Origin of the sequence: Agrobacterium sp. DSM 25558, from assembly GCF_900100825.1 — a bacterium.
GTDB lineage: Bacteria > Pseudomonadota > Alphaproteobacteria > Rhizobiales > Rhizobiaceae > Agrobacterium.
In genome coordinates this window covers 72,210-87,913 of sequence record NZ_FMUD01000013.1, presented here as the reverse complement: position 1 = coordinate 87,913, position 15,704 = coordinate 72,210, and the positions used below count along the sequence as shown (strand labels likewise).

Here is a 15,704-nt window from a genome sequence, read left to right as displayed (position 1 = left end):
GTGTGGTTGTTCCCATAGATGCGGCCATGCCTGACGCTAAATCGAAAAACTCTTCGACTGCGCGTCGCATGGCACGGCGCGGCATTCTGTTTGTCTTGCCCGCAGTTTTACTGTTGCTGGCGATCTACATCATTCCAATGATCGTGCTGGCTGTCTTCTCGGTCACGGATTATCAGCTCGGCGCGCTTTCTACGAGGTTCGTCGGCCTCGCGAATTTCCACAAGGCATTCAGCGACCCCGTTTTTCTGCGCGCACTGGCAAACACGGTGCTCTATGCAGTCATCGTCATTCCTGTCGGCGTCTTCTTGGCGCTTGGCATCGCTCTTCTTGTTTATAACCGCAAGCGCAGCCGCGCCTTCTGGGAAATCGCCTACTTTCTCCCTGTTACCGCGACACTGGTGGCGATGGCGACCGTGTTTCAGTTCCTGCTGCATCCCTCCCTCGGCCCGGTCAATGCGGCCATCAAGTGGATGGGTTTCGAGCCGGTGGGCTTCCTGTCCAACCCTTCCCTCCTCATTCCGACCATGGCAATCATCGGCATCTGGCAAGTGCTGGGTTTCAATATGGTTCTGTTTTTGGCCGGGCTGACTGCCATTCCGAAGGATCTGCACGAGGCGATCCGGCTGGATGGTGCAAAGAACCCGATCGACCGCTTCTTCAAGGTGACATGGCCGATGCTGGGGCCAACGACGATGTTCGTCGTGGTGACCACGTCGATCTCTGCCTTCAAGGTTTTCGAGACAGTAGCCGTTCTGACGAAGGGACGTTCAGGCTCCGAAGTGCTTCTGTTTGCGCTTTATCTCGAAGGTTTCGAATATTCCAATACCGGTTACGCCGCCGCTCTGACTCTGATTTTCCTGGCAATCGTTCTGGTTCTTTCAATCGGCCAGACGCTGCACATGGACCGGAAGGTGCATTACTGATGCTCGCTTTTCGCAAATACCTGCCACACCTCATTCTGGCCGCTGGCGCATTCGTGATGCTGCTGCCGTTCTATTGGATGTTTCTGACCTCGATCCGTTCGCCAGCGGAAATCTTCAGCGTATCGCTGTGGCCGATACCGGAGAAATTTGCTGCCGTAGACAATTACACGCGCGCCGCCAGCCAGGTGCCGATGTTGCGCTTCATGCTGAACGGCGTGATCGTCTGTTTTGGCATTCTCATCGTCCAGGTGCTGACGGCTGTTCCGGCGGCTTACGCCTTGGCGAAGCTGCGCTTTCCCGGTCGCAAGCTATTGCTGACGCTGGTGATTGCCGCACTCTGCGTACCGATCCAGGCGCTGGCTTTGCCGCTGTTCGTCGGCCTTGCGAAGGCGCAATTGCTGAACACCTATTTCGCGATGATGATGCCGTTTCTGCTTTCGGTCTTTGCGATCTTTCTGTTCAACCAATCCTTCCGCAGTTACCCCAACGAGGTCATCGAAGCGGCCCGCATGGACGGTTTTTCGGAGCTGGAAATCTGCTTCCGGCTGGTGTTGCGCGGCTCCCTGCCATCACTTGCCGCCTTCGCCGTCTTCTCGCTGGTAGCGCACTGGAACGACCTCTACTGGCCGATGATCGTCGTCACCGATACCAATCTTGCCCCGCCGCCGCTTGGAATGCTGTTTTTTGCCGACGTCGAGTCCGGCGCAAACTACGGCGCGCTGATGGCGGGAGCGACGATCATCACCGCACCCATGGTCATCTGCTTCCTGTTGGCCAGACGACATTTCATCGCAGGCATCACCATGACCGGCGTGAAGTAACTCCCCTCTCCTTCCTCCCAAACACATCCCTCTGGAGAACGACATGAAAATCAACCGACGGACCGCACTTGGCGGCCTGGCTCTCAGCCTCGCTTTTGCCGGTGTTTCCACGCCGAGCTTTGCCGCCGACGTAACCCTCAACGTCCTTTACAATCTACCGGGCTTTACGAAATTCCATCAGCCGCTGGCCGATGAATTCATGAAGAACAATCCCGACATCAAGATCAACTTTCTGGCTCCGGCACCGGGTTATAATGACGGCCAGCAGCAGGTGCTGCGCGCCGCCGTGACCGGCAGTCTGCCGGATGTCTATTTCTCCGGCTACAATCTGACGGCAGAACTGGTGCATGCACTCGTGCCACGCAAGCAGATCACCGATCTTGCGCCCTTCATCGAAGCTGAAGGCGGCCAAGCCTTTCTCGACAAGAACTACACGCCGAACATGGCAGCACTGGGCAAGATCGACGGCAAGCAATACGGCCTTCCCGTCAACGCCTCTTCGCCAATCATCTACGTCAATGCCGAACTGGTGCGCAAAGCAGGCGGCGACCCTGCAAACATGCCGAAGACCTTCGACGGCTTGATCGCACTTGCCAACAAAATCCACCAGCAGGACACGAAAGTCTCGGGCATGGGTTACGACATCAACCTGTGGCCGGATGACTGGCTGTGGCAAGCACTGATCACCCAGCAGGGTGGCAAGCTGGTGGATGAAGCAACCAAGACCGTTGGCTTCAACAATGAAATCGGCCTTAACGCCCTAAAGCTGACGCGCCGTTTTGTGACCGAAGGCGGCCAGAACCTGCTGGATTGGGATCAGTCCCGTCAGCAGTTCGGCGCGGGCCTGACAGGCTTTATCTTCTCCACGCCTGCACATGTTCAGACCATTGAAGCGCTGGTTGGCGATCGTTTCGAGCTGAAGACCTCGACCTTCCCGCTCGACAACCCGGAAAAGGGTGGCGTACCGACAGGCGGCAACTCGGCTGTGATGTTGACGCAGGACAAGGCCAAGCAGGATGCCGCCTGGAAATACATGAAGTGGATCACCGGACCTGAAGCCCAGAACGTCATCGTTCGCATCACCGGTTATCTGCCAACCAACAAGCTCGCCATCGGCCCGGATTTTCTGGCACCGTATTATGCCGAGCATCCAAATGTGAAGACCGCTTCGTTGCAAGCAGAGCGTTCGCTTCCATGGGCCGGTTATCCGGGTGGCGATTCCGTTCGCATCTGGCGCACACAGCGTGACATCATTGGCACAGTGATGCGCGGCGAAGTGACGCCGGAAGAAGGCCTGAAGCAGATTGTCGAGCAGACCAACGGCTTGATGAAGTAAACGACGACATATCGTCAATGGCCGCGGGGATAACCCCGCGGCCAAACCTATTGCCTGAAAGCTCCCCCATGAAAATCATCCAGATCACTGATACGCACCTCATGCTTTCCGGCCAGTCCGTGAACGGCGTCGATCCCGAAAAGCAGCTGCGCGCCGCTGTCACCGACATTCTCGACAAGCACATGGACACGGATCTGCTGGTCATGACAGGTGATCTCTGCAATTTCGGTGACCCGGAGGCCTATGACATTCTTCGCGATATTCTCGCGCCCGTCCCCTTCGACGTGCGGCTGATGCTGGGCAACCATGACGACCGACCGAATTTCCGGTCTGCGTTTCCAGAGCACCCTCATGACGAAAACGGCTTCATTCAGTCCTTTATGGATACGGATTTTGGACGCCTGATTTTCCTCGACAGCCACGAGGCGGGCGTCATCGGCGGCATCTACGGCGAAGACCGCATGGCTTTTCTCGCAGATGCGCTTGCAAGTGCTGGCAATTTGCCGGTGACGATTTTCATCCATCATCCGCCGATGGATTGCGGCATTGCCCATTTCGAGAAGATCGGGATGCACGACGACGGTGCCGTCATGCGCGTGCTCGCAGCCCATAAGGGTGGCATCAGGCATATCGTGTTCGGCCACATTCATGTGCCGCTGGCCGGTACGAGTGCAGAAGGCATCGCCTTCAGCTCAGGTCAGGCCTGCGCCCATCGTTTCATTACCGACCTGACCAGCCCCAAGCCCTACTGGACTGGCGGAAACCCTTGCTATCGCATTATCAATCTCGATGCCCAAGGTTTGCGCGCTTACAGCGTGGAAGTCGGTGAGACGATCATGGGGCAAGCACCGATCTGCGATGGCCCGTGATTGCTGACGCGGTCATACCTTGCTTCGCATACTGGCGCGATATTGTTTTGGCCGCAGGGCAAATCGGTCCGAGAAGGCCTGATAGAAGCGTGAGACCGAACCAAACCCGGACTCGAAGGCAACGTCGGTAATGGGCAGATCGGTGGCGATCAGAAGGGACTGAGCCGTATCCAGCCTGTGGCGGATGATGGCCTGATTGATGGTCATGCCGACCGCGCGTTTGAAGACGGACATGGCGTAGTTGGGGTGAAGCCCGGCGTCCCTGCCGACATCATCCGCTGAAATGTTGTTGAGGGCGTTCTCGGCGATGTAGCGCAGCATCCGCTCGACATGTTCGGTCCGCTCGCTGTCATTGGCACCGAGGCTTGCGATGGCGGAACCTTCTTCGCGCAAGTCGCGCCACCCATCCCGCTCGATGCGCAGGACGCGTGCACTCAGTTCGTTGCGAACGATCTCGATCAGCCCCTCGTCGCCTGAGCGCAATTCATCTCGCCAGCGCTGGAATATCTCGTTGTCATAGGAGCGCAACTCCAGCGCTTCTATCATCGCCCCGCGAAACACGGCATCGCGAAACCGCGTGAGACTGGCAAGGCCGAGGAAAAACGACATCGGCACATAGAGGCATACGAAGCGCGTTCTCTCCGCACGGGCAATGACCTGATGCGGTATCATGCCCCAGAACAGGCACAGACGCCCGGCACCGATGGTGAGCTCACGGCCGTCGAACCAGTAGGTCATGTCACCTTCCAGCACGAAATTAAGCTCCACCTGACTGTGCATGTGCGGACCAGCCATAACCTGCACCAGAGAGGCCTCACCGCCACAGAACCTGTGATCACCAAACACAACGAGTGGATGGCGTGGATCGTGTTCCGGATGTACTGGCACGGACTCATCGCGCTGGACGGGCAGCAAAACTGACATGAACTTAGAATCCTGGAGAATATGTGGAATTTCGGTAGATTATTGCGGCTTTCGGCCGGATGATCAAGCCGACATCTGTGACGCTCGGGAGGAGTGTGCAAAATACCGCATTTTCGAGAGCGAAAGAATAACGGTCATAGGGAGGAAAACATGACCCTTTTGAAAAGCCTCAGCGGGCTTGCCTTGTCGGCGGCGCTGTTCTCATCCGCCTTAGCAGGCGAAATCACCATCAACTCCGACCACTCCGATCCGGTGCCGAAAAAGGCCATGGAAGAGCTGATCGCAGACTTCCAGAAGGCCAATCCTGGTGTGACGGTGAAGTGGAACAACTTCGACCACGAGGGCTACAAGTCTGCCATCCGCAACTTCCTGACCGCCGATGCGCCTGATGTCGTTGCCTGGTATGCGGGCAACCGCATGGAGCCATTCGTCAAGGCTGGCCTTTTCGAAGACGTGACGGATGTGTGGACTGCAAACGGTCTAGAAGACCAGCTGAAGTCCGCCTCTCCGTCCATGACCATAGACGGCAAAAAGTGGGGCGTGCCCTATACCTACTACCAATGGGGCATCTACTACCGCAAAGACATCTTCCAGAGCCAAAGCATCACCCCGCCCAAGACCTGGGATGAGCTTCTGGCTGCCTCGAAGAAGCTGAAGGACGCTGGCATCACACCGTTTACCATCGGCACTAAGGCGCAGTGGCCGGCCGCTGGCTGGTTCGATTATCTCGACCTGCGCGTCAACGGCTATGATTTCCACATGCAGCTGACATCCGGCAAGGTGCCTTATACCGACCCGCGGGTGAAAGCCGTGTTCGAGAAGTGGGCTGAACTCGTTAAGCCGGGTTACTTCATCGAAAACCATGCTGCCATCGACTGGCAGGATGCCGTTCCGCAGTTGGTGCAGGGCAAAGCTGCCATGTATCTGATGGGTAATTTCGCGGTTGCCACCTTTAAGAATGGCGGATTGAAAGAAGAGCAGATCGGCTTCCTGCCCTTCCCGGAAATCACTGCAGGTCTTCCGAATGCAGAGGAAGCACCAACCGACACGTTCCACATTCCGAAGGGTGCCAAGAACAAGGACGATGCGAAGAAATTCCTCGCTTATATCGCCTCGCCGGAAGTGCAGTCCAAAATGAACGCGACGCTTGGCCAATTGCCGGTCAACAACAAGGCACAAAAGCCGACGGACCCGTTCCTCGAGGCTGGCTTCGACATGCTGTCCAAGGCAACCGCCATCGCACAGTTCTACGACCGCGATGCGCAGGCGGAAATGGCCAAGGCCGGTATGGAGGGCTTCCAGGAATTCATGGTCAAGCCTGACAAGATCGACGCCATCCTTGCGCGCCTCGAAAAGATCCGCGCTCGCGTCTACAAGTAAGACCCGTTCCTCCCAGCGCCGGGTGCCGTAAGCGGCATGCCCCGGGTACCCGGCCGCTATTTATAAAAATTTTCCAAAGGTGCCGCCGTGAGCAACGCCGTTTCAACGTCGCCCAGTTTCTGGAAGCGCAATCAGCAAAAACTAGCGCCATGGCTTTTCCTGGCCCCCGGCCTGCTGATGTTCGTCATCTATGTTCTGGTGCCCATCTTCGAGTCGATCTGGATCAGTTTTCACGACTGGGACGGAATGGGCGAGATGAGCTGGGTAGGCTTTGGCAATTATGCCGAGCTTCTTCACGACGATACATTCTACGTCTCGCTGAAGAACAACATCATCTGGCTGGTGCTGTATCTGCTGTCCATTCCGGCGGGCTTGGCGGTCGCGCTGTTCCTCAACCAGAATGTGCGCGGCATCCGTCTCTACAAGTCGCTGTTCTTCTTTCCATTCGTCATCAGCCAGGTGGTGGTCGGCCTGATGTTCACATGGTTTTACGCCCCGGATTTCGGGCTGTTTTCCAAACTACTGGAATGGTTGACCGGCCAGCAGATTGCGATCCTCGCCGACGAAAACTACGTGACCTATGGCATCATCGTCGCGGGCCTGTGGCCACAGACGGCCTATTGCATGATCCTCTATCTGACCGGCCTCAACAATATTAACCCGGAGCAGGTGGAAGCGGCGCGCATGGATGGTGCCAAGGGCTTCAAGCTGTTGTGGAACATCATTCTGCCGCAACTGGCCCCGGCAACCTTCATCGCCATGGTCGTGACCGTCATCGGCTCGCTGCGCTCCTTCGACCTCGTATCGGTCATGACCGCAGGCGGTCCTTACGGCTCAAGTTCGGTGCTCTCCTATTTCATGTATGAACAGGCGCTGTCGGAATACGGCTTCCGCATGGGTTATGGCGCAGCCATCGCCGTCGTTCTGTTCCTCATCATGATGATTTTCATCACGCTCTTCATCGTGCGCATGCTGAGCCAGGAAAGGAATTCCTGATGTTCCCCGCACCCATTCGCAACGCGTCGCCTTTCATTCAGAGAGGCTACAAAATCCTGCTGCCCATCGCGCTCATCCTTTGGCTGTTGCCGCTGATCGGCGTTGCCATCACCTCCGTCAGACCGGCGGGCGACTTTGCCGCTGGCAACTATTTCGGCATTCCCTCGGGCTTTGCGGGCGTTGAAAACTACACGGCCGTTTTCCGGGATTCGCCCATCGGGCTCTATATCCTGAACTCGTTCAAGGTCACGATCCCCACGGTGATCGGCGCTGTGGCACTCTCCTGCCTCACAGGCTTTGCGCTAGCGGTCTACAAGTTCAAGGCCAACCTGCTTCTGTTCTTCATGTTCGTGGCCGGCAATTTCATTCCGTTCCAGATCCTGATGGTTCCGGTTCGTGACATGACGCTGAGGGCTGGTCTCTACGACACGACCATGGGCCTCGTGCTGTTCCATGTCGCCTTCCAGACCGGGTTTTGCACACTGTTCATGCGCAATTTCATCAAGGGGCTACCCTTCGCGCTGATCGAATCCGCGCGTGTCGAAGGCGTCTCCGAATGGAAGATTTTCCGCTACATCGTGTTGCCGCTGATGCGTCCGGCGATTGCCGCGCTGTCCGTCCTCGTCTTCACCTTCGTCTGGAATGACTACTTCTGGGCAACCGTTCTGGTGCAGGGACAGCACGCCATGCCCGTAACCGCTGGCCTCTATTCGCTGAATGGACAGTGGGTAGCCGCCTGGCATCTGGTGTCGGCGGGCTCACTGGTGGCCGCGCTGCCGCCAGTCGCCATGTTCTTCATCATGCAAAAACACTTCATTGCCGGACTGACATTGGGAGCGACAAAGGGATGAGCCAGATCATCACAATCGGTAAAGGCAATTTCGCGCTGAACCTGCGCCTGCCGAAACTCGGCATGCCGGAAATCCTGTCGTTCGGATCGGGCGCAACGGCGCCCGATGCATTGTTCGATATAGAACGCTCCAGCCGCATCAACGGCATGGACATCGCCGTTCCTTCGTCGGTACTTTTGCCGACCGGAGGCATGGGCTTCTTCGGCTGGCCAGCCATGTCAGGCCACCGCCAAGGCCGCGATTTCACGTTGCAATTCGGCTCGTGGGCGGTGGAAAGCAGCGGGAACAAGACCATTCTGCATGGCCTCGATACCATTGCGAAAATCGATCTCTCCATCACACTGACCGAGCATGCATCCGGGCTGATCTCGATGTCCACGACGCTGACCAATCGCGGAGAGGCGGGCTACCAGCTGGATCGCTGCATGGCGGCAACGTTCGCGGTACCGGCGGGCGAAACGGAACTGACGAGTTTCACCGGCATGTGGGGACGCGAGTTCCAGACCCGAAAAGAGACGCTCGGCAACGGCGTCTGGTCTCAGGAAAGCCGTCGCGGACGCACCTCGCATGACCGTTTTCCAATGATATCAGTCGAGAATGCCGGACGGCGTTTCGGCGTCACCCTCGGCTGGAGCGGCAACCATCAGATCGTCATAGACCGCACGGATGACGGCCAGCGCCTGATCCACATGGGTGAGTTGTTCGAGCCGGGCGAAGTCATTCTCGGAGCCGGTGAAACCTATCAAAGCCCCGTGGCCTATGCCGGGCCTGACACGGAAGCGTTTCATGCTTTCGTTCGCAGCGAGCTTCTTGACTGGCCTGATGGTAAAATGTCTCCCCGCCCGGTGACGCTGAATACCTGGGAAGGCAATTATTTCGACCACAAGATGGTATCCCTGAAGGCGCAGGCAACGGCTGCGGCTGAGATCGGCATCGAGCGTTTCGTTCTCGACGATGGCTGGTTCGGCAAGCGTGACGACGACACGACGAGCCTTGGCGATTGGGACATCGACGCCCGCAAATACCCTGAAGGCCTGAAGCCGTTAGTCGACCACGTGACCGGGCTTGGCATGCAGTTCGGCATCTGGTTCGAGCCTGAGATGATCAACCCTGTGTCGGAGCTTTACAAGAAGCACCCGGATTGGGCCTTGCAGATCGACGGCCGTCCGCTGCTGCAATCGCGCACGCAACTCGTGCTCGATCTTACGCGGAAAGGGGTTTCCGACTATCTGTTTTCCAAGATCAATGCCGTGCTGGCAAACCATGCCGTCTCCTACATCAAGTGGGACATGAACCGCGACCTGACCCATGCGGGCGGAGCCGATGGCAAGGCGAAGACCTCTGCTCAGACCCGTGCCGTTTATGCGTTGATGGACCGCGTGCGCGCTGCCCACCCGACTGTCGAGATCGAAAGCTGTGCGTCCGGTGGCGGACGCATCGATTTCGGTGCCTTGGCCCGTACCCATCGGATATGGACATCCGATGGCACGGATGCGCTGGAGCGGCTGGAAATTCAGCGCGGTGCGTCTCTCTTTGTGCCTCCGGAAATTCTCGGAAGCCATATTTCCGCATCTCCCAACCATCAGACGGGTCGTCGCCATACGCTGGCGTTCCGGGCGCTGGTAGCCATGGCCTACCATATGGGCGTAGAGCTCAACCCACTGGAACTGACGACGGTGGAGCGTGCCGAACTCAAGCTTTACATCGAGACCTACAAGCGGCTGAGAGGGCTGCTGCATGCGCCGGGCACCAATTTCCGCATGGAGCCTGTCGATGGTCGTTACGTGTGGGGAGCGGCGAGCAAAGACAAGATCGTCGTGATCGTCGCGCAGGGGCCGCAGATGGTGGGCGAGCAGCCGGCACCGTTGAAACTGCCAGAAAGCATCACGAAGCTGGGCGGCACATGGACCATCACCAACACGCTTCCGGCAAAGCCGGAATTCATTCGCATCTCCGAGGGCCAGAAAAAGCTGCTCTCCGGCAACATCAGTTTCGAGCTTTCCAGCGTGGGCCTCGCGGGCCTGCCCTTGCCGATGCTGAAACCGGAAAGCGCGCTGCTCCTCGAACTGGAACCTGCAAAGGGAGGCAAGACCAATGGCTGACGTAAGCCTGCGCAACGTCAAGAAAGAGTTTGGCGCACTCAGCGTCATCAAGGGCGTCGATCTCGACGTGAAGGATGGCGAGTTCTGCGTCTTCGTCGGCCCCTCCGGCTGCGGAAAATCCACGCTATTGCGGATGATCGCGGGTCTGGAGCAGATCACCTCCGGCGCGCTGTCCATCGGCGGGCAGGACATGACCAAGATCGGCCCATCCGAACGCGGCGTGGCCATGGTGTTCCAGTCCTATGCGCTTTACCCGCATATGACAGTAGCTGAAAACATCGGCTTCGGACTTCGCATGACCGGCCATTCAAAAGAGATGATTGCCGAGCGCACGGCGCATGCGGCCAAACTGTTGCAGCTTGAACCGTTGCTGCAACGCAAGCCGGGCCAGCTTTCCGGCGGTCAGCGTCAGCGCGTTGCCATCGGTCGTGCCATCGTTCGCAACCCGGAAGTCTTCCTGTTCGATGAGCCGTTGTCCAATTTGGACGCCGCCTTGCGCGTGCAGATGCGCGGCGAGCTTTCCAAGCTTCACCAAGACCTGAAGGCGACGATGATCTACGTCACCCATGATCAGGTGGAAGCCATGACCATGGCCGACAAGATCGTGGTTCTCTCAGCCGGAAAGATCGAGCAGGTGGGTTCACCGCTCGAACTCTATCACCGCCCCGCCAACCTCTTCGTCGCCGGTTTCATCGGTTCACCGAAAATGAATGTGCTGAAAGTCTCAGCGAAGAACGAGGGTGGCAAAATCATTGTGATGCTGCCGGGCAACGTCACGCTTGCTCTTGACGGTCCTGACAATGCCTCACTGACGGACGCGTCCATCGGCATCCGCCCGGAGCACATCAGCGCAACTGGCGAGGGTGACGTGGTGCTCGAAGGCACGGTGAAGCTTGCGGAATATCTTGGCTCGGAAACGCTGTTTTTCGTTGAACTGGCCGATGGTTCGGAAATCTCTGTCAAGGCCGATGGTCTGGCCAGTGCCAAACCGGGCGATACTCTCAAACTCGGCATCAATGCCAAAGCATGCCACGTTTTCGACGGGCAAGGCCGTGCCATCATCAATGGGGATTTGACGCGATAATGCTGGGCGTATGTTATTATCCCGAACACTGGGACGAAAGCCGCTGGACCGAAGACGCACGCCGCATGCGCGAACTGGGCATATCCTTCGTGCGCATCGGTGAATTTGCGTGGTCGCGGCTTGAGCCTGCGCGCGGACAGTTCCAGTTCGAATGGCTCGACCGGGCCATGGACGTACTGCATGCCGCGGGCCTTAAGATCGTCTTGGGAACACCGACCGCCACACCACCGAAATGGCTGGTGGATGAGCATCCCGATATTCTACCCTATGACGAAGACGGCAAGGTTCGGGGCTTCGGCTCACGTCGTCACTACACATTTTCGTCGCAGACGTGGTGGCGGGAAAGCGCGCGGATCGTCGAGATCATCGCCAAGCGTTATGGCGAGCATCCCGGCCTTACCGGCTGGCAAACGGACAACGAATATGGCTGCCATGACACCACTGCGTCTTGGGGTCCAGAAGACCTCAAGCAGTTCAAGCAGTGGCTGCGGCTGCGCTATCAGTCGCCACAACAGCTGAACGAAGCCTGGGGCTCGGTTTTCTGGTCCATGGAGCTGAACAGTTTCGATGATGTTTCACTACCGAACCTTACAGTCACCGAAACCAACCCGGCAACCCGGCTGGATTTCTGGCGCTTCCAGTCCGATCAGGTCGCAGCCTATGACAAGATGCAGTGCGATATCATTCGCAAGCATTCGCCGGGACGTTGGTTAACCCACAATTTCATGGGCTTCGTCTCAGATTTCGACCACTTCAAGGTCGGAGACAATCTGGATCTCGCATCCTGGGACAGCTACCCCATCGGCTTTGTCGAGAAGTTTCCGTTTACGGAAGAAGAGCGCAATCGCTGGGCCGAGACTTCTCATCCTGATATCGCGCCCTACCATCATGACCTCTATCGCAGCGTCGGCAAAGGTCGTTTCTGGGTGATGGAACAGCAACCCGGCCCGGTCAACTGGGCGCCATGGAACCCGGTGCCAAAGCCCGGCATGATCAGGCTGTGGACATGGGAAGCGCTGGCGCACGGTGCTGAAGTTGTCAGCTATTTCCGCTGGCGGCAAGCGCCCTTTGCACAGGAACAGATGCACGCTGGCCTGAACATGTCAGGTTTGGACGAGCTTTCCCCCGGTGGGTTGGAAGCGCAGCAGGTTGGTAAGGAACTTGAGGCCTTTGGTAATCTGCCGGAAAGCGGCAAGGCTCAGGTCGCCCTGGTCTTCGATTACCAGAGCTACTGGACGACGATAATACAGCCGCAGGGCAAGGATTTCCGTTACGAGGAACTTTGCTTCCGCTGGTACGAAGCCCTTCGCCGTCTTGGTCTGGATATCGATTTCGTGCGTCCGGGCGATTCGCTTGAAGGCTATGCTCTGGTTGTCGTTCCCTGCATGACAGAAGTCGATGTAGCGACAGAAGCCGCTCTGGCAAAGGCTACCGGCCAGATCCTGATCGGCGCGCGGACCGGATCGCGCGACCGCAACTTTGTCATCCCGAAAAACCTGCCACCGGGACCGCTGGGTGAACGTACCGGCAACCGCGTCATTCAAGTGTCTACCTTGCGGCCCGGTCTGTCCGACACTGTCACTGGAGAGGTGTCCGGCGCGGCAATTCGTTGGCGCGAAACCGTCCAGACCTCGGCCAATGTGCTCGCCCGCTTCGCAAGTGGCGACCCTGCGCTGACCGAGACCGACAACCTGTTGTATCTGGCATGCTGGGCAGATGAGGTTTTGCTATCCAACGTTGTCGCGCTCGCGGCGACAAAAGCGGGCCTCAAGACTATATCGCTGCCGGATACCATCCGTATACGCCGACGCGGAGACCTCACCTTTGCCTTCAACTATGGCACACAAGACTGGAATATCCCGGATGGCGCGGTGGTGGTTCTCGGCAGCAACGTGCTGAAGCCACAGGCCGTTTCGGTCTGGAGAACTTGAACTTCTCCATGAGAAAAGGCGGCTGCATGTGTAATGCAGCCGCCTTTTAGCTTAACTTGTATAACTCTGGCCTGTCAGGCCGCGCGACGCCGGACGTTCCTGTCCTGAGTGTCGTTATTCATTTGGAAGCCACCCAAAAGCTCTGAAAGTCTGCGGCTTTCTTCGGCAAGGCCAGCGCCGGCTGCATTCATTTCCTCGACCATAGCCGCGTTCTGCTGGGTCACTTGATCCATGTGGTTAACGGAAGAGTTAATTTCAGAAAGACCGGTAGCCTGCTCTCTTGCCGCCGTTGCGATCGCGCCCATCTGTTCGTTGATTGCAGCGACGAGGCCTGCGATTTCCGTCAGGCCTTCGCCGGTATCGTTGACGAGTACAACGCCTTGATTGACGGCTGCTTCGGAGTTGCCGACCAGAGCTTTGATTTCCTTGGCAGCCTTGGCGGACCTTTGGGCGAGCTCGCGAACTTCCTGCGCCACCACGGCAAAGCCCTTGCCCGCCTCGCCCGCGCGGGCAGCTTCCACGCCGGCATTGAGTGCCAGAAGGTTGGTTTGGAACGCGATTTCGTCAATCACGCCAATGATCTGCCCAATCTGATTGGACGCTGTTTCGATGCGGCTCATGGCATCAACCGCGTTTGACACGACCTTGCTGGAGTTTTCCGCACGCTCGCTCGCATTGCGCACCATTTCACGTGCTTCATTGGCCCGCTCTGATGTCTGCTTGACGTTGGTGGTGACTTCCTCCAGCGCCGCAGCGGTTTCTTCCAAAGATGCTGCCTGCTGTTCTGTTCGTTTCGATAGCTGATCGGAAGCCGAAGATATCTCGTCACTGCCGCTTCGTACGCTCAGGGCCGTTTTGCTGACGCTTTCGAGGGCCGTGCGCAGTTGATGGACAGAGCTGTTGAAATCGTGGCGAAGGCTTTCGAATTGTTCGCTGAACTGCTCGTCCAGTTCGCACAACAGGTCGCCGGCGGCAAGCCGCTTCAGCCCGTGCGCCAGCCCGGAAGTCGCCCGTTGCAGGCGCTCTTCCGCCTCGCCCTCCGCACGTTGCTGTATGCTGATGCGCTCTGCCTCGGCAGCTTCACGTCCACGAACCGTTTCTGCTTCAAGTTCACGGTTCTGGATCGCGGCTTCGCGAAAAATTTCCACGGCTCGGGCCATATCACCGATCTCATCCTTGCGGCTCGATCCGTTGATGATGACAGACAAATCGCCGCCCGCCAGTTTACGCATTGCCTGGGTCAAGGCACCGATCGGGTTGGCAATGCGGAAAATAATGATGGAGATGACACCGATGGTCAGCCCGAGTGCGAGCAGAGTGCCGACGGCCAGAAAAATGATGGAAGTCGTCGAAGATGCCAGATTCGTCGTGGTGAGCGTCGTCATCTGCGCAAGCGAGGCAGAGGCGATATCGGCAACGGAGGCCTGAGCTGGGGCAGCAGGTTTGCGCCAGTCCTCTACGGACATGTCAAACGGTTGACCGGCTTGCGATTGCTTGATTGCGGCAATTCGCTGGTTGGCATACGCACCGCCGAAATAGGTTGTTTGTGCTGTCCGGTGAAGCTCTTTCAATTGGGCAGGAGCAGAATCGCTGCTGATGATCTGTGTAATGACATCCCACGCAAGTGCGACCTTGGCGTCCTGAACGGCGATTTCCGCGAGTTTGTCTGAGGACAGCGGCTGCTTTGCGATGACCCCGCCGACGAGGGTGGTATTTGCCGTGCCCAGTTGTGTGCGGGCCGTCCAGGCCAATGAACGCAACTGCGTGAACATGATCATGGACGGATCGCGAGAAATAATAGCCGCCTCGACCCTGTTTGATGCTGCTTCGAGATCAGCCAGCATAGTGTCAGCCATGCCCGTCAACTTTTTCGCAAGGGTGGCATCACGTTCGGCGACAGGGCGCGTCACGGCGCTGTCAACGCTTGTGCGCGTAGCAATCCACTGGGTGTAACCACTCATGACCGGCGCAAGCGTCTGTCCGATGGACTTGTCATCGAACTGGCTGGCCACGTCCTTGACCTTGGCGAAAGCGGTGTCGATGTCCTGCCGACCAACAGTGATGTTTTTCACGCTCGATGAAACATCAGCTGGCTCCAGCTTGAGTGCGGAAGAGACGCCGCCACGTTCTCCGCGTAGGCCAAGAAGCGTCTGGAAAAGTGCTGAATCCAGTTCGGCCAGCTTGGCAAGATGTGCGGAATTGCTTCGCTGCTCAATCTCCTTGAGCAGCCGATCGCCCATCAGGCCCATCACCAGAATACTCAATATGGCAAAGGAAATGATCAGAACTGACTTAATCGACACTTTCATTGTGGTACTCCCCAGAACCCCGAAATGGCGCAGCGCTAGAGAGCGTCGCCATGTGCCGTTACGGTTACAGGAAATATGATAAGTTTATCTTAAGTCAGGCATATAACGACCATACAACGAAACATGTCTGACATCTTCATCAGGCGGTCTGCCCCAGACCCGTCGGATAGCTGGACTG

12 protein-coding genes are annotated in these 15,704 nt (G+C 57.6%); 10 read left to right on the top strand and 2 right to left on the bottom strand.

Annotated features, from left to right (window positions below; translation table 11 throughout):
- Positions 1 to 26: 26 nt before the first annotated feature.
- From DSM25558_RS13055 to DSM25558_RS13040, 4 genes are all read left to right on the top strand, one after another.
- Complete coding sequence (locus DSM25558_RS13055; RefSeq protein WP_077105242.1) at positions 27 to 923, top strand: carbohydrate ABC transporter permease; 897 nt, start codon at positions 27 to 29, stop codon at positions 921 to 923.
- On the top strand, positions 923 to 1,744 hold the full coding sequence (locus DSM25558_RS13050) for a carbohydrate ABC transporter permease (protein ID WP_077105197.1): 822 nt from the start codon (positions 923 to 925) through the stop codon (positions 1,742 to 1,744). The genes DSM25558_RS13055 and DSM25558_RS13050 overlap by 1 nt, the downstream gene beginning before the upstream one ends.
- Before the next feature lie 43 nt (positions 1,745 to 1,787).
- A complete protein-coding gene (locus DSM25558_RS13045; RefSeq protein WP_077105196.1) occupies positions 1,788 to 3,080 on the top strand; it encodes an ABC transporter substrate-binding protein in 1,293 nt (430 codons plus the stop codon).
- 68 nt (positions 3,081 to 3,148) lie between these two features.
- Positions 3,149 to 3,949 (top strand): phosphodiesterase, encoded by an 801-nt coding sequence (locus tag DSM25558_RS13040; protein WP_077105195.1) that lies wholly within the window; start codon positions 3,149 to 3,151, stop codon positions 3,947 to 3,949.
- Positions 3,950 to 3,961: 12 nt separating this feature from the next.
- On the opposite strand, the gene DSM25558_RS13035 is transcribed toward DSM25558_RS13040, so the two are convergent.
- On the bottom strand, positions 3,962 to 4,873 hold the full coding sequence (locus tag DSM25558_RS13035; RefSeq protein ID WP_077105194.1) for a helix-turn-helix domain-containing protein: 912 nt from the start codon (positions 4,871 to 4,873) through the stop codon (positions 3,962 to 3,964).
- A 150-nt stretch (positions 4,874 to 5,023) separates the two neighbouring features.
- On the opposite strand from DSM25558_RS13035, the gene DSM25558_RS13030 reads away from it, so the two are divergent.
- The 6 genes from DSM25558_RS13030 to DSM25558_RS13005 all read left to right on the top strand — a co-directional run bounded on the left by DSM25558_RS13030 (position 5,024) and on the right by DSM25558_RS13005 (position 13,217).
- Positions 5,024 to 6,253 (top strand): ABC transporter substrate-binding protein, encoded by a 1,230-nt coding sequence (locus DSM25558_RS13030; protein WP_077105193.1) that lies wholly within the window; start codon positions 5,024 to 5,026, stop codon positions 6,251 to 6,253.
- A gap of 87 nt (positions 6,254 to 6,340) precedes the next feature.
- The gene (locus DSM25558_RS13025; protein ID WP_077105192.1) at positions 6,341 to 7,249 is read left to right on the top strand and encodes a carbohydrate ABC transporter permease; all 909 of its coding nucleotides are present in this window, start codon (positions 6,341 to 6,343) and stop codon (positions 7,247 to 7,249) included.
- Entirely contained in the window at positions 7,249 to 8,100 is an 852-nt protein-coding gene (locus DSM25558_RS13020; RefSeq protein WP_077105191.1) for a carbohydrate ABC transporter permease, read from the top strand. Before DSM25558_RS13025 ends, DSM25558_RS13020 begins: the two co-directional genes overlap by 1 nt.
- Positions 8,097 to 10,202, top strand: coding sequence for an alpha-galactosidase (locus DSM25558_RS13015; protein WP_077105190.1), 2,106 nt, complete (start codon positions 8,097 to 8,099; stop codon positions 10,200 to 10,202). The genes DSM25558_RS13020 and DSM25558_RS13015 overlap by 4 nt, the downstream gene beginning before the upstream one ends.
- The gene (locus tag DSM25558_RS13010; protein ID WP_077105189.1) at positions 10,195 to 11,286 is read left to right on the top strand and encodes an ABC transporter ATP-binding protein; all 1,092 of its coding nucleotides are present in this window, start codon (positions 10,195 to 10,197) and stop codon (positions 11,284 to 11,286) included. The genes DSM25558_RS13015 and DSM25558_RS13010 overlap by 8 nt, the downstream gene beginning before the upstream one ends.
- Positions 11,286 to 13,217, top strand: coding sequence for a beta-galactosidase (locus DSM25558_RS13005; RefSeq protein WP_077105188.1), 1,932 nt, complete (start codon positions 11,286 to 11,288; stop codon positions 13,215 to 13,217). The genes DSM25558_RS13010 and DSM25558_RS13005 overlap by 1 nt, the downstream gene beginning before the upstream one ends.
- Positions 13,218 to 13,291: 74 nt before the next feature.
- Here the strand turns inward: DSM25558_RS13005 and DSM25558_RS13000 are convergent, their stop codons facing one another.
- On the bottom strand, positions 13,292 to 15,526 hold the full coding sequence (locus tag DSM25558_RS13000; RefSeq protein ID WP_077105187.1) for a methyl-accepting chemotaxis protein: 2,235 nt from the start codon (positions 15,524 to 15,526) through the stop codon (positions 13,292 to 13,294).
- Positions 15,527 to 15,704 lie beyond the last annotated feature (178 nt).